This is a genomic window from Rhizobium sp. CG4 (assembly GCF_023701965.1).
Lineage (GTDB): Bacteria > Pseudomonadota > Alphaproteobacteria > Rhizobiales > Rhizobiaceae > Agrobacterium.
On sequence record NZ_JABAEG010000010.1, the window covers coordinates 54,893 to 75,450 of the forward strand.

Annotated in this window: 22 protein-coding genes; 16 read left to right on the top strand and 6 right to left on the bottom strand. The window is 56.1% G+C overall.

Annotated features, from left to right (window positions below):
- Nucleotides 1–19: 19 nt before the first annotated feature.
- From HGO37_RS22980 to HGO37_RS22990, 3 genes are all read left to right on the top strand, one after another.
- Entirely contained in the window at nucleotides 20–745 is a 726-nt protein-coding gene (locus HGO37_RS22980) for a hypothetical protein (RefSeq protein ID WP_250985408.1), read from the top strand.
- 194 nt (nucleotides 746–939) lie between these two features.
- Nucleotides 940–2,316: an SPOR domain-containing protein gene (locus tag HGO37_RS22985; RefSeq protein ID WP_409515531.1), complete on the top strand. Its 1,377-nt coding sequence runs from the start codon at nucleotides 940–942 to the stop codon at nucleotides 2,314–2,316.
- A 77-nt stretch (nucleotides 2,317–2,393) separates the two neighbouring features.
- Nucleotides 2,394–2,657 carry a hypothetical protein gene (locus HGO37_RS22990; protein WP_192491073.1) on the top strand — a complete coding sequence of 88 codons (264 nt, stop codon included), beginning with the start codon at nucleotides 2,394–2,396 and terminating at the stop codon, nucleotides 2,655–2,657.
- A gap of 106 nt (nucleotides 2,658–2,763) precedes the next feature.
- Here the strand turns inward: HGO37_RS22990 and HGO37_RS22995 are convergent, their stop codons facing one another.
- Nucleotides 2,764–2,973: a KTSC domain-containing protein gene (locus tag HGO37_RS22995; protein ID WP_192491072.1), complete on the bottom strand. Its 210-nt coding sequence runs from the start codon at nucleotides 2,971–2,973 to the stop codon at nucleotides 2,764–2,766.
- Between the two features lie 275 nt (nucleotides 2,974–3,248).
- Between HGO37_RS22995 and HGO37_RS23000 the strand changes: the two genes are divergently transcribed.
- Nucleotides 3,249–3,719: a YciE/YciF ferroxidase family protein gene (locus HGO37_RS23000; RefSeq protein ID WP_192491071.1), complete on the top strand. Its 471-nt coding sequence runs from the start codon at nucleotides 3,249–3,251 to the stop codon at nucleotides 3,717–3,719.
- Between the two features lie 100 nt (nucleotides 3,720–3,819).
- Here HGO37_RS23000 and HGO37_RS23005 read toward each other — a convergent pair whose 3' ends face one another.
- From HGO37_RS23005 to HGO37_RS23020, 4 genes are all read right to left on the bottom strand, one after another.
- Nucleotides 3,820–4,062, bottom strand: coding sequence for a hypothetical protein (locus HGO37_RS23005; RefSeq protein WP_250985410.1), 243 nt, complete (start codon nucleotides 4,060–4,062; stop codon nucleotides 3,820–3,822).
- Nucleotides 4,063–4,110: 48 nt separating this feature from the next.
- Complete coding sequence (locus tag HGO37_RS23010) at nucleotides 4,111–5,955, bottom strand: COG3904 family protein (protein ID WP_250985411.1); 1,845 nt, start codon at nucleotides 5,953–5,955, stop codon at nucleotides 4,111–4,113.
- Between the two features lie 118 nt (nucleotides 5,956–6,073).
- On the bottom strand, nucleotides 6,074–7,534 hold the full coding sequence (locus tag HGO37_RS23015) for a hypothetical protein (RefSeq protein WP_250985412.1): 1,461 nt from the start codon (nucleotides 7,532–7,534) through the stop codon (nucleotides 6,074–6,076).
- Between the two features lie 483 nt (nucleotides 7,535–8,017).
- The gene (locus HGO37_RS23020) at nucleotides 8,018–8,215 is read right to left on the bottom strand and encodes a hypothetical protein (RefSeq protein ID WP_250985413.1); all 198 of its coding nucleotides are present in this window, start codon (nucleotides 8,213–8,215) and stop codon (nucleotides 8,018–8,020) included.
- A gap of 373 nt (nucleotides 8,216–8,588) precedes the next feature.
- Between HGO37_RS23020 and HGO37_RS23025 the strand changes: the two genes are divergently transcribed.
- From HGO37_RS23025 to HGO37_RS23070, 10 genes are all read left to right on the top strand, one after another.
- On the top strand, nucleotides 8,589–9,416 hold the full coding sequence (locus HGO37_RS23025) for a DUF3100 domain-containing protein (protein WP_250985414.1): 828 nt from the start codon (nucleotides 8,589–8,591) through the stop codon (nucleotides 9,414–9,416).
- Nucleotides 9,413–9,925 carry a hypothetical protein gene (locus tag HGO37_RS23030; RefSeq protein WP_192491066.1) on the top strand — a complete coding sequence of 171 codons (513 nt, stop codon included), beginning with the start codon at nucleotides 9,413–9,415 and terminating at the stop codon, nucleotides 9,923–9,925. Before HGO37_RS23025 ends, HGO37_RS23030 begins: the two co-directional genes overlap by 4 nt.
- A 77-nt stretch (nucleotides 9,926–10,002) precedes the next feature.
- Entirely contained in the window at nucleotides 10,003–11,148 is a 1,146-nt protein-coding gene (locus tag HGO37_RS23035; RefSeq protein ID WP_250985507.1) for a M20 aminoacylase family protein, read from the top strand.
- Between the two features lie 86 nt (nucleotides 11,149–11,234).
- A complete protein-coding gene (locus HGO37_RS23040; RefSeq protein WP_250985415.1) occupies nucleotides 11,235–12,146 on the top strand; it encodes a LysR family transcriptional regulator in 912 nt (303 codons plus the stop codon).
- A 90-nt stretch (nucleotides 12,147–12,236) separates the two neighbouring features.
- Complete coding sequence (locus tag HGO37_RS23045; protein ID WP_285201104.1) at nucleotides 12,237–13,187, top strand: NAD(P)-dependent oxidoreductase; 951 nt, start codon at nucleotides 12,237–12,239, stop codon at nucleotides 13,185–13,187.
- Between the two features lie 12 nt (nucleotides 13,188–13,199).
- A complete protein-coding gene (locus HGO37_RS23050) occupies nucleotides 13,200–14,741 on the top strand; it encodes an aldehyde dehydrogenase family protein (RefSeq protein ID WP_250985417.1) in 1,542 nt (513 codons plus the stop codon).
- Nucleotides 14,742–14,865: 124 nt separating this feature from the next.
- Entirely contained in the window at nucleotides 14,866–15,297 is a 432-nt protein-coding gene (locus HGO37_RS23055; RefSeq protein WP_250985418.1) for a VOC family protein, read from the top strand.
- A gap of 266 nt (nucleotides 15,298–15,563) precedes the next feature.
- Nucleotides 15,564–16,679, top strand: coding sequence for a hypothetical protein (locus tag HGO37_RS23060; RefSeq protein ID WP_250985419.1), 1,116 nt, complete (start codon nucleotides 15,564–15,566; stop codon nucleotides 16,677–16,679).
- Nucleotides 16,680–16,886: 207 nt separating this feature from the next.
- Nucleotides 16,887–17,201: a hypothetical protein gene (locus HGO37_RS23065; RefSeq protein ID WP_250985420.1), complete on the top strand. Its 315-nt coding sequence runs from the start codon at nucleotides 16,887–16,889 to the stop codon at nucleotides 17,199–17,201.
- Nucleotides 17,202–17,291: 90 nt separating this feature from the next.
- Nucleotides 17,292–17,519, top strand: coding sequence for a hypothetical protein (locus HGO37_RS23070; RefSeq protein WP_192491059.1), 228 nt, complete (start codon nucleotides 17,292–17,294; stop codon nucleotides 17,517–17,519).
- 154 nt (nucleotides 17,520–17,673) lie between these two features.
- On the opposite strand, the gene HGO37_RS23075 is transcribed toward HGO37_RS23070, so the two are convergent.
- Nucleotides 17,674–18,069, bottom strand: coding sequence for a DUF6331 family protein (locus HGO37_RS23075; RefSeq protein ID WP_192491058.1), 396 nt, complete (start codon nucleotides 18,067–18,069; stop codon nucleotides 17,674–17,676).
- Nucleotides 18,070–18,270: 201 nt separating this feature from the next.
- Between HGO37_RS23075 and HGO37_RS23080 the strand changes: the two genes are divergently transcribed.
- The gene (locus HGO37_RS23080) at nucleotides 18,271–18,987 is read left to right on the top strand and encodes a response regulator transcription factor (protein WP_250985421.1); all 717 of its coding nucleotides are present in this window, start codon (nucleotides 18,271–18,273) and stop codon (nucleotides 18,985–18,987) included.
- On the top strand, nucleotides 18,984–20,552 hold the full coding sequence (locus HGO37_RS23085) for an ATP-binding protein (RefSeq protein ID WP_250985422.1): 1,569 nt from the start codon (nucleotides 18,984–18,986) through the stop codon (nucleotides 20,550–20,552). Before HGO37_RS23080 ends, HGO37_RS23085 begins: the two co-directional genes overlap by 4 nt.
- The last annotated feature ends 6 nt before the right edge of the window (nucleotides 20,553–20,558 follow it).

The window sequence follows — 20,558 nt, forward strand, 5'->3', positions numbered from 1 at the left end:
AAGGGCGAGGGGAGATTGGATGCCGGAAAAACAGAAGCTGGTTTCAGGACTGTTTCTTGTGAAGTCCGTCGTCTTTCTTGCCGTGCTGGCCGGTGCCGCCACAGTCGCCAATCTGGCGGTTGGCTGGTACGGGCAAAGCGCCAAGGCGGTGGGCCACACCACATCAACAGACAATTTTGATATTTCCATCGGTCAGGACCGCTTGAAACTGGCGGCCAATACGATTCGATTCGATACCCAGCGCAAATCTGGCAAGACTGAACGGGTCGATATGTACCTGACCTGGCCACAATTGGCCGGTTACACGCAAGAAAACCAGGACTTGTTTGATGCGAAAGCCGACAGCACCGGGGTTATTTTCCTGCAACTGTCGCAAAGCACCATGTCGCGCGACATGTCCGGCCGGTTTGAGGCCATCTATTCGCATCTGGTGCAGGGTGAGCCGCAGGACATCAAGTTTGGGCTGAAACTGTACCGCTTCAAACCGGACGCCGGTTATGGCGACGAGGTGCTTTTGACCGCAAAACGTGACGGTTTGCCGGATTATGTGGTGCGTTGCCTGATGCCAACGCCGCAGCGCCCGTCCACCAGTGGTGACTGCCAGCGCGACGTGCGGTTAGGCCAGGACCTCACCGTACTCTACCGTTTCCCGGTCAGTCTTCTTAACCAATGGCAGGCATTGGACGACGGCATCGTTAACTATCTGCAGCAGCGCATTCAAAGCGAAAAACCTGAATCGAATTAACGGTTTCGGCGAATTTTAGCTTCATTTTACCGATCAAAGATACGTTTCATAAACCAGTTGGTAACGCAGTGGCACTAAAGTCACAAAAATTGAACGGTCGGGCGGGGGATGTGTCCGGGCGGAACATCAAGATGCAAATAGTGAGTTTAGCTGTGCCAAAAACGGTTAGAGTATTGTCCGAAAAAGGCTCCTCGATGTCTTTCCTTAAGGTTTTCATGTTTGTGCTGGCCTCGGTCTTTGCGACCTCGTGCTCTGTGCAACAGGCGTCTGCAAATCCCAAATATGCTGGCATCGTCATTGATGCGAAAACCGGCAAGGTTTTATACAGCGATGATCCGGATGGCCTGCGTTATCCCGCATCGCTGACCAAGATGATGACGTTGTACCTGACGTTTGAAGCGTTGAGTGCAGGTCGCATCTCTCTCGATAGCAAAGTGCCGGTTTCGGCCAATGCATCCAAGGAACCCCCATCCAAACTAGGCGTTCGTGCCGGTGGCACCGTCACCGTCGAACAGGCCATCAAGGCACTGGTCACACGTTCTGCAAACGACATGGCAACGGCTCTCGGTGAGTTCATTGGCGGTTCGGAAGATCGTTTTGCCCGCATGATGACCAACAAGGCACGCGCCCTTGGCATGACCCGCACGACATACCGCAACGCCCACGGTCTGCCAAACACAGCACAGATGACGACAGCCCGTGACCAGGCTCGCCTTGGCATTGCGCTTCGTCAGCATTACCCACAATATTACCATTACTTTTCAACGCGTTCCTTCCAGTTCGGCAAGCAGACAATCGGTAACCACAACCGCCTGCTTGGCAACGTTGCTGGCGTTGATGGCATCAAGACCGGTTACATCCGTGCAGCTGGCTTCAACCTCGTAACCTCGGTACAGATTGATGGTCGTTCGATCGTTGGTGTTGTCATCGGCGGTACATCGGGTGCAAGCCGTGATGCACAGATGCGCAAGCTGGTTGCGACCTACCTGCCAAAGGCATCACGTGGCGCCAACAGCAACCTCATTGCCAACACACCATCTGCTGATGTTGGTAACACCGCTGTAGCATCCGCTTCGGCTGCATCCGCCGCATCGCGTATGGATCTGCCAAATGCCGGCCCGCTGCCACAGGCCCGTTACGAAAACGAAGTTGCCAGTGCCTTCGCACCGACATCGTCCCGTGCCGCCGTACAGGCCATGGAAGCTGCAACCCGCCCTCAGGCACCAGTACCGGCACCAATGGTTCCACCGGCCGCTATTGCCCAGAGCCGTCAGGCAGCTGCTGTTGATATTGATGAAGTTACCACGTCTTCCACCCGCCAGGCTTCCGGTTGGGTTATCCAGATCGGTGCTTCTCCGGACAAGAACTCCGCCATGGCCCTGTTGCAGAACGCACAGGACAAGGGTGGCAACGTTCTCAACTCCGCAACCCCCTTCACCGTCGCTTTCAGCAAGGATGGTGCTCAGGTCTACCGTGCACGCTTCGGCGGGTTCACTGACCAGAACAAAGCAGTCAATGCCTGCAATGCATTGAAAAAGAAGGGCATCAGCTGCTGGGCTTCCCTTCAATGATTATCAACTGCTGGCATGACGTTGTTCTCGACATGCCAGTGCCTTCCTCGACTTGTTCTGCGTAACGAGGTTCAAAAATGGCGAGCAACGAAAACTACTCTGAAGCAATGACAACCGCACCCGTACAAAGAGGTAACTCGGTTTTGCACCCTCTGCATGAGGTGGCAATGCGTATTGCTGACGTTGGCCTGAATAGATCAAAAGCCAAGACCAAGGATCTGGTCAATCTGCTTCTGTGCCACGGTGCACGCGCATGGCGCAACAACCAGCCAGAAGCCAATATACACCTGCATATTTCGGCACGTTATGGTCGCGCGCCCATCAATATCCGCATCCGCTAATATCAGGCGGTGAGGAAAGGCGGTTTCCGCCAAATGACTTCAAAAGGCACGCTTACTGGTTCACACCTGAGCGTGCCTTTTGCGTTTCAGCGATTGCCTGAAATGATCAGGCCGCGATGCGCGGATAATGTGTTCTGATTTTGCTGATGTAATGCTGGCCGGGAGACGGTGCTGCGCACATGGCAGTGGCTTCAGCTTCCGGTACATCACGGAAATTGCGCTCTTCACCGTTCTTGAAGCAGATACGGAGCTGCCCGTCTTCAGGGCTGAAATAGACTGACTTGATGATTTTCGATGTGACAGCAAGTTGTTTCATTTTTTTATTTTCCCTGTTTTGACGTCACCTTACACAGCGGACGCAAATATTCCGTCAAACAGGGTGGTGAACGGTTGTTTAAGTCAAAACGCCGCTTTCTAGGTATTTCACACTGCCTCCTTGCGCTACGTAACCTTACGTTACGGCGCGGTGTAATCCAGCGTACACAACCAAATCACGTCATCCGGTTCTGGAACGAATAGGGCGCCGACACGTTTTCCAGCCTCCAAATCGGCACATTCAGACCGATACCCCATCACCCAACGGAGGAAGTCATGCAAACACTGGCAGAACTGTTCGAGCACACCCTGAAAGACGTCTACTACGCGGAAAACGCGATCGCGAAAGCACTGCCCAAAGTGTCGAAGGCGGTCAAAAGCGCCGAGTTCAAAAAAGCGGTTGACCACCACCTGGAAGAAACCAAGGGCCAGATCAAGACCCTCGACAAGGTGTTCAAGACCATCAACGTAAAGCCAGAAGGCGTCAAATGCGATGCGACCGATGGCCTGATCAAGGAAGCCGAAGGCATCATGGAAGAAGCCAAAGGCGTGGCGCTGGATGCCGGTCTGCTCGCAGCCTGTCAGGCGGTCGAACATTACGAGATCGCCCGTTACGGTTCATTGCGTGAATGGGCAAAGGTGCTGGGCAATGAAGAAGCACATGTGCTGCTCAGCGAAATTCTCGACCAGGAAAAAGCAGCCAACAGCAAGATGACCAATCTTGCCGTCACGGCCATCAACAAGTGATAGCGATCTCCTGAAAACCAAAGCCGCCCTGAGACATCAAGGGCGGCTTTGTTTTGCGATATGCAGGCGAGGGCGGATCACAACCCACGCCAGTTATTCTTCAGAGTACCGTGCCGAACTCCATGCTGACGGGTTCGATCAGCGCCGGAAAGGCGTCACACTCGGCCTGTCCCAACCAGCCGGCACAAATGCCTTCCGCCCGGCTACGACTATCGGCAAAAGCCAGATCGGCAAACACATCACCATCGAGCGCGTCGACCGTATCGACACCGCGACACGCACTGGAGACCGCTTCCGTCCAGAAAAGGGAAAACGTTTTGAGGACTACCTGAAAACCTTGCACTGACCGGCAATCCCATGGTCTCATTGGCAAGCTGCGCCGCAAGGGCTTTCATTCCGACAGGTTTTTCTCGATGGAGTGTTTGCACAGCTCCGGTTTGCCGATTGTGATGTCCTTGACCGAAGTCCATTTGGACTTGCCGTTAGCGTCTTCATCAATTGTGAAATATTGCAAAACGCAGTTTTTGGACTGGTGATCGACGGACTGCACAGCGAGAAGTCGGCTGTCGCGACGGTAATCGACCCTCACATCACCCTGTTTGTTGCTGCCCGGCAGGTCGATCAAAATACCTGATTTGTGATCGGCGACGATAAATGGTGAGCAGTTTTTCGAACACTTGATGTCAACGAGCGAATATTGACCAGCAAAATTCGGGCGCCTTAACATGGCCGTGCGGACTGCGGTCTGGGCGGCCTTATCATCGGCGAGACGATCGCGAAAATCCGGCTTCAGGGTTTGCCCGGTATAGCGCGTGGCGGGAAAGTCCTCCCGGTCTGGAACGTCAAATTTGCTGTCGTGTACTGCAACCTTGGTTCCGGTCACCTCGAGAAAATCCTGGGGTGGGGCAAGCGGCCTGGGTTTGGGCACCGATACCACCTCCTGTTGCTGAGGCTCCGGCTTTTCCTTGTGCCAGGCTTTGTAGGTGACAGATTTTTTCTCAATGGACGGCATCTCGCATGCGTACCACTGCGACTGTGAAACTGACTGCCCCTTTTCCCTGTAACACCAGCCATTGGACTTCAGCGTCTTCTCCAGCGCGACGTGATGGTCACAGTCGTACTTCGTCTCCCGCGTCTGTCTGTCGCCCTTACGGCAATCCAGAGCCATTCTTTCCCAACGGCTCAGCATCGAAACCGGTCTGCTCCTGTCCGGCTCGGCAAACAGGGGCGCGTCCATTTCGCCGGTGATTTTTTCTGTTCTTGGGTTCCAGGACACGCTGTACATCGTCACCCCGGAAAGGAAGCTGGTACCGGCAGCATTTTTCTGGAACCAATCCGCAGAAAACTCTAAAACGCAGATGTCCTCGCAGATGATGTGATATATGCCTTCATTCAGCGTGTAGGCCCGCACTGGCCACTCCGCAGACAGTTGCCGTCTCTTTTTCAGCACATCCGCCTTGAGTGTCTTTCCGTCAGCCTCGATATCGCCCTTGTCCACAACACCGGCATAGGCCCTGTTCCAGAACGCCATGCCTGGTCTGTCGTTGCGTCCCAGATTTTCGATGTAACTCATCATAAAACGACGGGCTTTTTCCTCTTGCGCCTTCAAAAGCGGCGTGGATGCCACCGGCGGCCGATCGATAACCTCGCGCACGGACAGGAGAGGGGTTGTTATCCGATATTTTTCCATTTCGCTGGTCGTTAGATAGCGGACGTCATCATGTGAGACGGATAACGAAATCCGCAACAATGCAGGATTGGCACCCATATCATCGAGGTAGCCGATCAGTTCACCCGTTGTTTCCTGCATATATTCAATTGCAGTATCGACATCTGCATCGTCTTCATCTGTCGAATAAATCCCCCGGTGCACACCAAGCGAACCCTCGGCGGCATCTCGCTCAATGCCGCCCATGAAGGCGTAAACACAGGCAGAAGCGCAGCTATTGTCGACGCCCTGAATGGTGTTGAGGCCAAGATCGCGGATGGCTCTGCCAAATTTCATCGCCTCCATGATATCCCCGCCATCGCTGTTGAAGGAGACAATTTTTACGCCGTATCCGGCGAAATCAAGCTTCAATTGCTCGACATCATATTCTTCGTCAAATTCGCCACTGATCACCAGGTAGGGTGAAAAGCCGTCTGTCGTCACCAGTTCATAGGTAATCTCGGCCCGGGCGCTATTCGACCAGCAAAAACAGGCGACAAATGCCCACAGCATGAAACGCACAAACACCAGACCAAGCCCCCAATTACCCGGTAATTTCTCTCATTCAACATGGCGTCGATCACGTCGCTACCACGACCAAAATTTACGAGAACCGCAACCTAAAGCGAGAGGTCGCGGGTCCATGTCATTGCGTCAGATTTTTCATGATTGGACGATCGCAGGCCTTGGCATCACCAATATCAAGCCTATCAATGAGCCTCCAGTTCGAACTGGCATCCTGTCTCTCAGCGATTTCAACAGCATCAATCATGCAGCCAGCACTATCCGGAGATATGTATTGCATGAACATAAGTCTGCTGTCAGGGCGGTAACCGACACGCACTCCCTCCCGATCACTGTGTCTCGGCAGGGCAATCGGTTTGCCTGTCTTGTGATTGACAACAAAGTACATAGGGCAGCCTTCGTTGTTGCAATCAATTTTTATAAGCCTGTAATGCCCGGCAAAATTTGGCCCTTCACGCATCTCGTCACGAATGATGGTGGCGGCATTACGAAACTTGACGTCTCGCCCTTTGAAATCAGGCGACACGGACTTTCCCTTGTACTGGCTTGCAGGATAATCCGAAAGCTGCGGCACCTTGATCTGCCCGTTTGCGCCACCAACGGCACATTCATGCCAGCGCTCGTTACGTGCTTTGCCTGCTATGCCGTAACACCAGCCAATATCCGCTAAAAACGCTTCAATCTCCTGCTGAACCTGGCATGCGATCTTGAGTTCTGCAGGGTCACCGGACTGCAGACGGCAGTCTCCTTCAACAACACCCCAGGAAGCGATCATATGGGTTGGCCCGAATTTTTCCTCTCGCTCACCACTGAGTTGGGCAACATCTCCGATTATTTTGTTTGTCTTGGGATCAAAGTTCAAAACAGTCGCTAACATTCCGGAGCGGGCCTCTCCAGTCGCAGCGTTTTTCCAATACCACATGACGAAGGCGCTAACCGCACAGGTTGCCTTACACTCAGTTTTCGTCAAACCAAGGTCTGAACTGTAAAACCGTACTGGCCACTGTTTGAAAAATGCCTGTTTCTTTTTCAGCAAGCCCGCTTTTGATGTCATGCCATCATCGGTCTTGACCTTGTCTGCGTAGGACCTTTGCAGAAAATCCAGCGCCTCATCGTCTCCCCGGCGCAGTGCATGCAGATAGGCCAACATCATGTCCTGAGCCCGTTGTTCTGGTGTTGCAGAACGGACTGGTGTTTCTGGCAAAGGAGCATTGCCGGGTCGTTGCGTTTGTGCTGTTTTGGGTGTGGTTTCCAGTGCCGGCTGAACCTTGCCATCGTCATCGATAAAAAGTGTTGTTACCAGATATTGTTTCATCTCGCTTTCGGTCAAAAAGTGCGGATTACCGTCTGGTACCGATCCGGCGAGTTTTAATACGTTCGGATCGACACCCATCTCAACGCTATAATCAACAAGACTGCCGCCAAACTCGTGGAGAGACTCTTTCGTCGTAAGGCTGTCATTCCCGTCGAACATCGCCCTGTCGATGGCAAGTGAGCCTTCTCCCGCATAGCGATAGGCACCACCCATAAATGCGTAGACACAAGCGGAATAACATTCCACATTTTTGACCTGTGTTGTCATCAGATCGAGAGACCGGATTACCCTGCCAAACTCCATCGCCTTTGCGACATCGCCGCCCGCACTGTCAAAAACGATGCCTTCTGCACCGCTGGCGGCGACCTCAAGCGCAAGTTGGTCGGCATTATCAGACGGCTCGAACGTGCCCGAGACAAGCAAATAAGGCGCATCGCCTTTGATTGGTCTGACCTCATATGTCATCTCGGCGCGGACGCTACTCGACCAGCAAAGACAGGCGACAACCGCCCACAGCATTAAACGCAGAAACACCCGATCCAGCCCCCAATTGTCAGGCAGGTGCCATGTGCACCGCCCCTATGCGATTCCTTCGCCTAATATGTAGCACTGCGAACAAGCCTACACGTTAAACGATTAAGTAAAACGCTACGCAAATCGCGCTATTGGCGAAAAATGTCGCTCATCCGTGGCTGCAATCGCAACCAATCTCGTCCTCCAGCGGGCATTATAAAAGGTCGGGCAGGGGTTTTAAGCCTGTTCCGGTCCGCGTGATGCCTCCGGTTTCCAGCCGCGTGTATACCCATGACCCATGGCCGCCACGGCAATGTTCAACTGGTGCTGCAGATGTTCGATCTCCTCGATCATTGCTTCGATGGCTGCCTTGGGATCACCGTCGTGGCAGGACAGGATATAGTCGGCAACGTCGATATTTTTTTCAGGGCGCACGGTCCCGTTCTCCTGCTTAAGAGCCAAATTTCACCTGATATGTTGACCGTATGATCGATGCCCCAGCACCTATTTGTTCTATTTATGTTCTCATTTACAGGAGAGTCAAGGCAAACCTGAACCTGTGGAAAAATCGCCTGATGATACCGGAATTTTCAGGGGCACCGCTGGACAACTCAACCGCGCGGCAGATGACGCAAAAAGCCTTTTGCAGCAGGCATCTCACGTCGGCACAGGGGCTTTGGCGTTGCTGTCTTAACAACGCATCGTTGCTCTGACGCCGACTACCAATCAAATAACCCCCGCCCATAATCCTCGACTATCCGCCTCCAAAAAACTAGAAGATCGGCGTGATCGACGAGAGGAACAAGACATGAGTAAAGCAGCCGGGAATGGCTGGTGGCTACATTGCGTGGTCATCGGCATTGTCATCATCGCGGAACTAATTGGCATACAACGCCTGCCGATCGGCATTGGCACGGTGGTGTTTCTGCCAATTCTGTATGCCTTTGCGATGGGCATCATCCTTAACCCCCACATTCTCAAAAAGACCGCAGCCCTTATTCCGCCAAGCGCGGTCAAGCTGTCGGGCACCATGATCACCATTGCGATCATGCCCTTCATCGCCAAGTTCGGTACCACCGTTGGCCCGCAGATCGATGCCATTATCGAAGCTGGTCCGGCACTGGTCATTCAGGAACTCGGCAACCTCGGCACCATCGCCGTTGCTTTCCCGGTTGCGGTGTTTCTGCTGCGCATGGGCCGCGAATCCATCGGTGCGACCTATTCGATCGACCGCGAGCCAAACATTGCGCTGATTGCTGACCGTTACGGCCTCAACAGCCCGGAAGGCGCTGGCGCCATGGGCGTTTACGCCACCGGCACGCTGATCGGCACCTTCGTTTTTGCCATCATGCCACCGTTGATCCATTCGCTCGGCTGGTTTGATTTCCGTGCGCTTGCCATGTCCTGCGGCGTTGGTTCCGGCAGCATGCTTGCCGCCTGCACCGGCGGTCTCGTCACCATCATGCCTGACAACAAGGATGTCATTCTGGCCCTTGCTGCCGCCAGCAACATCCTGACCTACGCCACCGGCCTTTATGTTGGCCTGTTCGTGGCCCTGCCGCTGACCGACTGGCTGTACCGCAAGGCACGCCCCAATGACCCGGCGAACTACAAGACCAAGGAGATCGCAGCATGAGCACCGCGCACACAACATCCATGGAAGACGTCATTCCCCAGCACGGTGAAGATGAACGCAAGGTCAATGTGGCACGTTACGCCGTCCTGCTTCTGGTTGCCTGTGTCATCGGTCTCATCTCCAACTGGGTCGGAACCGGCACAAGCCCGCTGACGGCGCTGCCCGGCATGGTCGTTCTGTACCTGCTGTCAGTCGCCGGTATCGTGATGGCGCGTTTCATCCCGCTCAGCCTGCCAGGCGTTGCCTGGACCTCGCTTCTGGCCATTCTGGTCACGGTGCCAGCCATTCCCGGTTCTGCCTGGGTGCTGGCGCAGGTTGAGGCGCTGAACTTCCTGGCACTGGCCACCCCGGCACTGGCCTATGGTGGTCTGGCGCTGACCAAAGGCGAGTTTGATATTGCCCGCCGGTCCGGCTGGAAAATCGTCATCGTCGCCATTTGCGTGATGTTCGGCACCTATATCGGCTCCGTCATCATTGCGGATATTTCGCTGCGCCTCACCGGCATGTAAGCTCACCCTTTGAATCACATCTGGCCGCCCCGCAACGGGCGGCCTTTTTGAATAAAACACGTGTACTGGAGCCGATCATGCAGGGCGAACACATCGAGGAAGCCATCAAGTGGCGCCACCACCTCCACCAAAACCCCGAACTCGGCTTTGAGGAACACAATACCGCGGCCTTCATCGCCTCACACCTGTCCGACTGGGGTTTCAAGGTCACCACAGGTTACGGCAAAACCGGCGTTGTCGGCACGCTGTCCAAGGGCACTTCAACGAAAGCCATCGGCATACGCGCCGATATCGATGCCTTGCCCATTCTTGAACAGAGCGGCGTTGCCTACGCCTCCAAGGTGGCGGGCAAGATGCATGCCTGCGGGCATGATGGCCACGTGGCCATGGCGCTTGCCGCAGCACGCATTGCCAGCAAGACCGATTTTGATGGCACGGTGCATTTCGTGTTCCAGCCAGCAGAAGAAAACGAAGGCGGCGGCCGCGCCATGGTGGAGCAGGGGCTGTTTAAAGATTTCCCCATGGACCGCATTTTCGGCCTGCACAACTGGCCGGCACTGGAACTGGGCAAATGCGTGGCACGCGATGACCGCATGATGGCGGCCTTCGGCACCTTTGAAATCAAGGTGGTCGGCCGTGGTGCCCACGGCGCCATGCCCCATGAAGGTGCAGACCCGATTGTTGCGGCCTCGCAGATTGTCTCATCGCTGCAGTCCATTGCCGCCCGCAATGTTTCACCACTGGAATCGGCCGTTGTCTCGGCCACCCAGATCCATGGCGGCGACGCCTGGAACGTTATTCCGGAAGAGGTGGTCATTCGCGGCACCACCCGCTGGTTTGAAGAAACGGTTGGCGACAAGATTGAAAACCGTATCAGAACATTGGCCACTGCGGTTGCCGCAGGTTTTGAGTGCGAAGCAACGCTCAATTACGAGTATCGTTACCCCGCCACCATCAATGACCCGGAAAGCGCCCGGATCGTGCGTGCCACGGCCAAGTCTGCGCTGGGACTGGATGTGGTGGAGGTTCCACCGAGCATGGCGGCGGAAGATTTCGCCTTCATGCTGCGTGAAAAGCCCGGTTGTTATTTCTGGCTGGGCGCCAAGCGTGAAGGACGTAACCCCGGCCTGCATTCTGCCTATTTCGACTTCAACGATGCACTGTTGCCCACCGGTGTGGCCATGTGGGGTGCGCTGATTGAAGGGCAACTGGCAAAGGCCTGAGCCAGCAGCGCCTCGTGCTTATGCGTGCGGGGCGCAATGGACAGAACCCACGTTGACTGGCCTAACGTTTTGACGAAAATACACTTATGGAAACGCTAGACGCAAAAGCCTTGCGCATGTTCATCGCTGTCGTCCGCTGCGGATCGATCAGAAGTGCCGCCGATCATCTCGGCGTGGCAGCCTCTATCGTCAGCCGGCAGATAGCCGATACCGAAAAGAACGTCGGCCTGCCGCTGTTTGACCGCACCAGCCGTGGTGTGGGGCTAACGGATGCTGGCGGGCTGGTCTATGAACATGCCCAGCGTGTGCTGGAAGACAGCGGCGGGCTGGCCGAACAGCTGGACCAGCTGCGCGGCATCCAGCAGGCGCGGGTGCGCATTTGCTGCGGCGAGGGGTTTCTGGGCGACCTTATCGAACACGCACTGTCGAAATTCGTGAAAGTCTATCCCGGCATCAGCTATTACCTGAAACTTGGCAGCACCGATCAGGTGCAGGACGAGGTCGCCAATGGCGATGTTGATATCGGCATTGCCTATAACCCCGTCATCGATACCCGCATCCGCTCGCTGGCCATTTCCCGCCAGCCGCTGTGCCTTGTTGCGCCGCTCGACCATCCGCTGCTGAAAGAACAGTCGGTGTCGCTGGCGCAATGCATGACACAGTCTCCCTATTCGCTGCTGATCAAGGGTCATGGCGTCACCCAGCTGGTGTCGCGCGTCGCCGTCGACCACGGCATTGCGGTCGCGCCGCTCATCGACACGCCGTCGATCGACGTGCTGCGCCGCTTTGTCATGGCGGGCCTTGGCGTGACCTTCCTGCCGCGCTTTGCCGTCTCGACAGAACTGAACCGCGGCGCACTTGGCATTGTGGAACTGAATGACCCGCTTCTGGTGCAGGCCAGTGCCCACCTCATGGTCAAGGCCCGTCGCCGCCTGCCAAATTCGGTGGAACGTCTCAGCAGTTTTCTGGCCGCCGAAATGGCCGCTTTCCAGCAATAACACCGTCCTCTTAGCCTGATTTCCATCCCCGTGTTGCTTCACCGGCAACACTTTGTTCCCGGTTGCCCAACTACCGTAACGCCCTGTTTGATGACAGCCTCTTTGCCGACGGATCGACCGCACAAGCGGCGAAAAACGGATAAACGAGGTGGAATAATGTCAGAAGAAAACAGGCAAACGGTCGGGGTTGTCGGCCTTGGCAGCATGGGGCTGGGCATGGCGCAAACCCTGGTGGCGCGGTTTGTCACGCTGGGTTTTGACCTGTCGGCAGAGCGCCGCGCATTGGCGGAAAAGTCCGGCATCGTGCCAGTTACCGCCATCCGCGAACTGTTTGAAAAATGTGATTTTCTGGTGTTTTCCCTGCCCACCGCCAAGGATGTGGCCGGTGTGGTCAATGACCATGTCGATGTGCTGGAAGCACGCCAGGGCAGCAAGGTGGTCATTATCGACACCTCTACGTCAGAGCCGGATGTCAGCCGTGAGCTTGCCAAGCGCCTGAGCGCCCTTGGTCATGGCTTTCTCGATGCCCCGGTCAGCGGCGGCCCGGCCGGTGCAGCGTCCGGCAAACTGACAATGATGATTGGCGGCACGGCCGAAGACGTGGCACTGGCCAGCCCTGCCATCGAAACCATGGCCTCCAAGGCACTGCATGTTGGCGCAAGCGGCGCTGGCAACGTGGCAAAGCTGGTCAACAACATGCTGGCCGCAGCCCACATGGTCACCACCCGCGAGGGCCTGAAACTGGCGCTGGCCGCCGGTATTGATCCCGAAGCTGCCTTGCGCGTCGTCAACGCTGCGTCCGGCCGTTCGATGATCTCGGAAGTGCATTTCCCCACCTGGGTGATGTCGGGCCGCTTCGACAGCGGTTTTTCCATGGGCCTGATGCGCAAGGACGTGCGCCTTGCCAGTGAACTGGCCGCCAGCACCGGCGCCGATCTGCCTGTCGCACAAACCGTTGCCAAACTGTGGGCCGGTACCACCGAGTTTACGGACGGCGATGATTTCACACGTATGGGCGCCTTCAAGGCGGCAGGCAATTAAGGAGCGATATCAATGGATAATCTGAACATGACAAATGAGCCCGGCGCCCGCATCCGCGAAATCTACAAAACCATTACCGGTACGCAAGACATTGCCAGCTTCGTCGGCGGCGAATTCATCACCGGTTCCGGCACCGAACTGGCGCTGACAGACCCATCCACCGGCAAGGTTTTTGCGCAGTACAAGGATGCCGACAAGGCGGTCATCAACGCCGCCATGGATGCTGCAGCCACCGCCCAGAAGGAATGGATGAAGCTGACAGCCTCTGGCCGTGGCCGGGTGATGTTTGAAATCGCCCGCCAGATCCGCGCCAATGCCGCCGTGATTGCCGAAGTAGAAAGCCGCTCTGCCGGTCGCCCGATCCGCGACATCAGGGGCGAGGTGACCAAGGTCGCCGAAATGTTCGAATATTATGCCGGCTGGTGCGACAAGCTGCATGGCGATGTCATTCCGGTGCCGACAACCCACCTCAACTACACCCGCAATGAGCCAATTGGCACCGTGGTGCAGATCACCCCATGGAATGCGCCGCTCAACACCGGCGGCTGGCAGATTGCGCCGGCCATCTGCGCTGGCAATGCCGTGGTCATCAAGCCATCGGAACTGACACCACTCAGCACCATTCTGTTGGGTGTGTTGTGCGAAAAGGGCGGCGCACCGCGCGGTCTGGTCAATGTTATCGCAGGGCAGGGCACAACGGCCGGTCAGGCCGCCATTGCCCACCCGCAGACCGGCCTTGTTGTGTTTGTCGGTTCGGCCTTTGCCGGTTCGATCATCGCGGCAGAAGCCGCCAAGAACGTCGTGCCATGCATTCTGGAACTCGGTGGCAAATCCGCCAATATCGTGTTTGACGATGCCGATATCGACCGCGCTATCTTGGGCGCACAGTCTGCCATTTTCGGCGGTGCAGGCCAAAGCTGCGTGGCCGGTTCGCGCCTTCTGGTACACCGCTCCATCCACCAGAAATTTGTCGAGAAATATACCGAGGCCACCCAGCGCATTCCGGTCGGCGACCCCTTCCTGGACACCACCCAGATCGGCCCGATCAACAACCTGCGCCAGTGGAACAAGATCAGTGAAATGGTCGAAACCGGCCTCAAGGAAGGCGCAACGCTTGCCACCGGCGGCCGCAAACCATCAGAACTGGAAGCAACGGGCGGATATTATTTCGCTCCGACCATTCTCGACAATGTCGCGCCACAGGCAACACTGTCAAAGGAAGAGGTGTTTGGCCCGGTGGTTGGTGTCACACCATTTGACAGCGAGGAAGAAGCAATCGCCTTGGCCAATGACAATCCTTACGGATTGGCCGGTGCCGTGTGGACACAGAATGTGGCCCGCGCCCACCGTGTGGCCTCGCAGGTACGTGCCGGTACTTTCTGGATCAACGGTTACAAGACCATCAGCGTTATGTCGCCATTCGGTGGCTTCGGCAAAAGCGGTTACGGCCGCTCCAGCGGTCGCGACGCGCTTCTGGCCTATACTCAGACCAAGAGCATCTGGGTGGAAACCGCAGCAGACCCGGTGATTACCTTCGGTTATTTCGCCGGATAAAATTAAGACAGTGCGGGCCGGTCATTCCGGCCCGTTTCTGTTTCAGGCCCAACTCTTTCACCTTGCCGGATACGCCCAGATGCCGCATTCTCACTGGTGAGGATAACAAAAGGTGGGAATGAGCATGGAAACCAACCAACTGCATCGCGGTCGGCTCATCGACCATATCCAGCTTGTCGTGCGTGACCTGAAGGTCAGTCAGCATTTTTACACCGCCGTTCTTGCTGTACTCGACATTCCGGTTGTCGAAACGGCAGAGGATTTTTTCTGGGCCGACGAACTGGTCGTATCTTCATCCAAAAGTCCGGCGGCACTGGGCGTGTTGACCGGCCGGCACCATCTGGCCTTTCAGGCCAAGGACCGCGCCACGGTGGATGCGTTTTACAAAACAGCACTTGACCACGGCGGGCAGGACAATGGCGCGCCCGGCGAGCGCGAGAATTATCATCCCGGTTATTACGCCGCTTTCGTGCTTGATCCTGACGGCAATAATATTGAAGCCGTCTTCCACGGTGAGGCAAAACGCAGTGCACCATCCGTTGTCATCGACTTCTAGGATATCAGCACGTTTTGTCTGATAGCGGACAATGACGGTCCGTCATCACGCACAGTCACGCATTTTTGAACAATGCTGAAACCTTTTCACCATCTGGGAGTTTAGGCAGGGAGCGAATTGCTCGCACTTCAATTGTTCGCGATCCGCCTTCCAAGCGGAGGGTCAGGCTCGTTCAGGAGAGGAGATAACCCTATGAACTCCATTATCTATCTAGTCGGCCTCGTTGTTATCGTCATGTTCATTCTCTCGTTCCTGGGACTACGCTGATGACCGATCACACCATTGTTGAAACTCCCGCAGTGGGAACTCCCCCGGTGGAAACGCCAAACCGTAGCTATGTCGATTGGCCGGCCATTTTTGCCGGCGCCGTCATCGCGTCCGGCTCCATGGCCGTTCTGACGACGTTTGCTGGCGCTTTGGGACTTAGCTCAATCACGGCGGATGATGGCGGCGATATCAGCACAGTATGGCTGGTACTGACGGCATTGTTCGTCATTATCTCCATGGTTGGCTCTTACATGCTGGGCGGTTACGTAACCGGGCGCATGCGTCACCCATCTGTAGAGACATCGCGCGATGAACTGACCTTCCGTGATGGCATCAATGGTCTAGTAGTCTGGGGCATCGGCACCATCATTTCAACGCTTCTGGCGGTTGGTCTGGTGTCTGGCGGCGTCAAGGCAGCAGGAAATGTTGCAGCCACCGCAATCGAAGCAACCGGCTCAGCAGTCGGCGGCGCTGCACAGGGTGCTGGACAGCTTGCCGGTGGCGTCATTTCCGGTGCAGGCAGTGCCGTTGGCGGTGTTGCACAGGGCGTTGGTCAGGCTGCAGCCCCTACGGTCAACGACATGTTGCCAGGCGGCTTCAAGGCCAACCCGGTTGACTACTTCACCGACGTTCTGTTGCGCACAGACCCGCAGATTTCACAGATGGATGATACCCAGAACATGGCCTACACCCAGCGTCAGGTCAGCGGTATCCTCGGCACTTTGCTGTCGACAGGTGAAATCAGTGATGGTGACCGCATCTGGCTGACAAACCAGATCGTTGCCCGCACAGGTCTTAGCCCAACCGATGCAGAAGTACGCGTTGCTGAAACCGTAGAGCGTGTAAAGACGGTGCGTACCGAAGCGCAGGCCAAGATCGACGAAGCCCAGAAACAGTTGACTGAAGTCCGGGCACAGGCAGAAAAAGCCGTCGAAGATGCCAAGACTGCAGCAGCTGATGCTGCCGAGAAGGCCCGTATCACCGGCATTCTCACAGCCTTCCTGCTGGGTGCATCTGCCCTTGTTGCAGCGGTTGCCGCCTACATTGGTGCCGTCCACGGTGGTCGTCACCGCGACGAAGGTCGCATCTGGGGTGGTCTCGCCTACAGAAAGTAACCAAGCTCCCCCTGAAGAAGGCAGCCCCTGTCTCACATGTGAGGCGGGGGCTGTCGCTCGCTGATCTCGTGGCCAAATCGAACACCTGGCCACGCAGACGGCTATATCAAGCGGACCAGTAGCGGCAAGCCAACATACACCGCAGCGTGTGGAACTTCTTGCCGCTTTCGCTGTTTCGCTTACGTACTCAAGGTAAAGGAATTAGGGATGAAAACCACGACAACAACCCGCGCCAAATCACTCACCCCTACGCAGTTGAAGAGCGAAATTGCCCAGCTGCAAAAGCAGGTAGCAGACCTCAGCAAGCAGCTTGCCACGCTGAAATCCCGCAAGGAACCGGAATCCTTTCTTGCCATCGGCCAAGATCGCCCATGGATGCGCATTGCTGCAACGGTCGCTGCAACCTTCGTGCTCGGTCGCATCGTAGACCGTTTCCGGCTGGGTGCCGCTGGTGCGACAGCCGTGCCGATGATTGCCGCCCAGCTTGGCCACCGCTTTTCTCTTACCCACCGCCGTCGGTAATTTGAATGCCACCACGGATTAAGCAACAACATATCATTGGCAGTGCGACACAGCGGCTTTTGGCCCGCGCGTCGTGGAGATCGCAGTAAAATGTCGTCCTTCCTGGAAACCACATTTGGACCCAAGGATTTTAAAATCATCGAGACTGCATTGCAGGCATGGCGCAGTCATTATGCACTGGCAAAGGACGATCCCGATGTCAGCATAGCCGCCGAGATCTGCCTCAATCTCTACCGTGAGGGCAACAGAAACCTCCAGGACCTGCAAAACGCCATGGCGCGTCACAAGGGCCTGAACGAGATCGCCTCGCATCACTAGAGCAGCTCCAGCGACGCTCGAAACCGGTTTCGCTGGAAATGCTTCAGACTATTTTAGCACAAACATCTTGAGACAAGGGGCGGGGCATTTCCTGCGCCGCCCTTTGGTTTTGACTGCTAAAACACCTCAAATTCGCTCGGGGGAGCCGCTGCCGTCAGTTCATCGAGTTCATTTTTTGCATGAACTTCCAGTTCCTATTCCTCAGGCGCTCATGTTCAAGGGCATAGATTTTACGCGCTTTTGAAAGAGTCCAACCAATCTGATCAATGAGAAGAATCATTTGACGGACCGATAAAATCGCGTTGAGCTGGTCTACAACCATCTTTTCTTCGGGTGGGATAGAGGTTTCGATATATGTCCTGAAGGCATCTAAGTCGGATTGGATACCGTCAGCCCCTGAAGAAAAGTTCGCACCTCGATAGGTAAGGTGAGGGATGACATTGAAGGGGGAAAAATCAAACGCTGCGATGCCGCAACATTCAGCCAAGCAGTTGGTTTCCATTTTTTGGCAAAGAAACGCAATGCTCGGTGGTAGTTCTATAGTTATCATAAGCCTGTGATTGCATCGCATTTTATGTGAATGCAAGAGTGAATTTCCGCCATGGTTGCATCTCACCATAGCCACAAAACCGTTCCCCCGAACGGACAGCGAAAAACCGAAAAAGCTTCAAACTCGCCAACGGCAAGGCGGCCTGTTATATCAGGCGCACTGGCAGCGATGCCTCTATAAATACGCGTTCCGGGAGGCATGATGAAGCCGGACATTTTGATTGTCGATGACGATCCCGCCATCCGCTCGGTGGTACGGGTGGCGCTGGAAAAGGCGGGCACGACTGTGGCGGAAGCCCGCGATGGACGCAGCGCGCTGCAGGCAGTCGCTGAAAATCATTGTGATCTGGTTGTGCTTGATGTCGGCATGCCCGACATGGATGGTTTTGCCTGTTGCCGCGCCATCCGCGCAAATTCCAACGTGCCGGTGCTGTTTTTGACCGCCCAGGATGACGAAATAGACCGCGTGCTGGGTTTTGAACTGGGTGCCGATGATTACGTCACCAAACCGTTTTCGCCGCGCGAACTGGTGCTGCGCATCAAGGCCATATTGGCACGGGTCAGGCCCGTGCAGGACCACGTCGTCAGCACCCGTGTCATCAGTCATGGCGATCTGGTGGTTGATCTCAACCGCCATGCCTGCACATTGCGCCACCAGGCACTTGACCTGACAGCGACCGAATTTTCAGTCCTCAGCATTCTGCTGGCTCGACCGGGTTTCGTTCTGGATCGCAACATGCTGATCAGAGAGACCTATGGCAACAATTCCAGCCTGTCGGGCCGCACGCTTGACAGCCATGTCAGAAACATCAGGGCAAAAGCCGCCGCACTGGGTTACGCAGACATCATCGAGACGGTACGCGGTGTCGGCCTGCGGCTTGGTCCCTGCACACTTGGCTCGAATGGGCAAAACACATGACAAGGCCGTTGATCAACCGTGTGCCGAACAAGTGGCGTCCGCGCATGGCACTGGTCGTGACATTGGTCTGCGCCAGCCTGCTGGCCGTGCCATCAGTGGCAATTTTTGCCCTGCAATTTGGCACCAACTGGTTCATGCGCGAGACAGAATCCGCCTTGCTCAAGCAGGCCGCCATCTATGCCAGCGCCTATGCGCAGGCTTTTGAGGCGACAAAAACCGAAGCCGACACCGCCACACCGGGGTACTACCTGCCGCCGCCGATTCGCGTTTTCTGGAATGCCGAAGCACGCACCTTCAATTCGCTGCTGGATCTGCGCGTCAACACCATTGAACCGACCCGGCCAGATGCGGTGGAAAGCGACAAGACGCTCGGTCCACGCTACCGGCAGATAGCAGACGGACTGAAGACTTTGGCGGAACGGGCCGGTCGCACGACGCTTTCAAGCGTGGTGTTTGTGGATTTTCAGGGGCTTGATCTGCAAGCGGCCACACCGATGAGCTTTGCCAGTGTGCCAGAGGTCGAAAAGGCACTGCGGGGTGAGGTGGGTGCAGCACTTCGCTGGCACAGCGATGCCGATGCCCGCTGGCCGTTTTTATCTGTCAGCCGCGGCACGGGCTTTCGTGTGTTGATCACATACCCCGTCATCAGCTCCAACCGGGTAATTGGCGCGGTCTATATTTCACGCACGCCGCGCCCGCTTGAAAACTATTCCTCGCAGGAGGCAACCGCCTTCCTCACGCTGGCCGCGGTGACGGTGCTCGGCGCGCTGATCATCGGGTCGTTTCTGGTGTGGGCAGTGCTGCGGCCGCTGCTTGCCCTGCGCAATCAGGCGCGGCGGGTTGCAAATGGCGATGATACCGACCTTGCGCCGCTTGGCCATTACGGCATCGCCGAAATAGCGCAACTGGGTGACGCATTGCTGACCATGGCCGGCAGCCTGTCACAACGCTCCAAAGAAATTGCCATCTACACCAATCATGTCACGCATGAGCTTAAATCTCCGGTCACCTCCATCGTCGGGGCTGCCGAACTGCTTGAAGACGGCGACCTGCCACCAGAAACCCAGCGTGCGCTGGCCGCCACAATCCGCGAGCAGGGCGAGCGTATGACCAGACTGCTGGACCAGTTGCGGGAAATAACACGGGCACGGCAGCAGGTTTCAGGTCAATCCAGCCATGGGACAACCCGCTTATCCCAGATGTTACCGGCGGAAGATGGCTTGGAAATTTCCGTCAACAGCGATCAGGCGACACTGCCGCTTTCACTGCTGCATGGCCGCACCATTCTGTCCCACATGGCGCAAAATGCCCGCCACCACGGTGCCGACAGGCTGTCGTTGCATTGGAATGACCGACAACTGATCATCACCGACAATGGTCGCGGTTTTGCCGATGTTGATCTGACCCGGCTTGGCCAACCGTTTTTCACAACGCGGCGGGAAGAGGGCGGCACAGGCCTAGGGCTTGCCATCGTCATTGCCATTCTGGATCTATACGGCGGAACGCTGCGTCCGGTGCGCCACGAAGAGGGCGCACGCTTTGAGATATTCTTTCCAGGCGACTGATCTCTG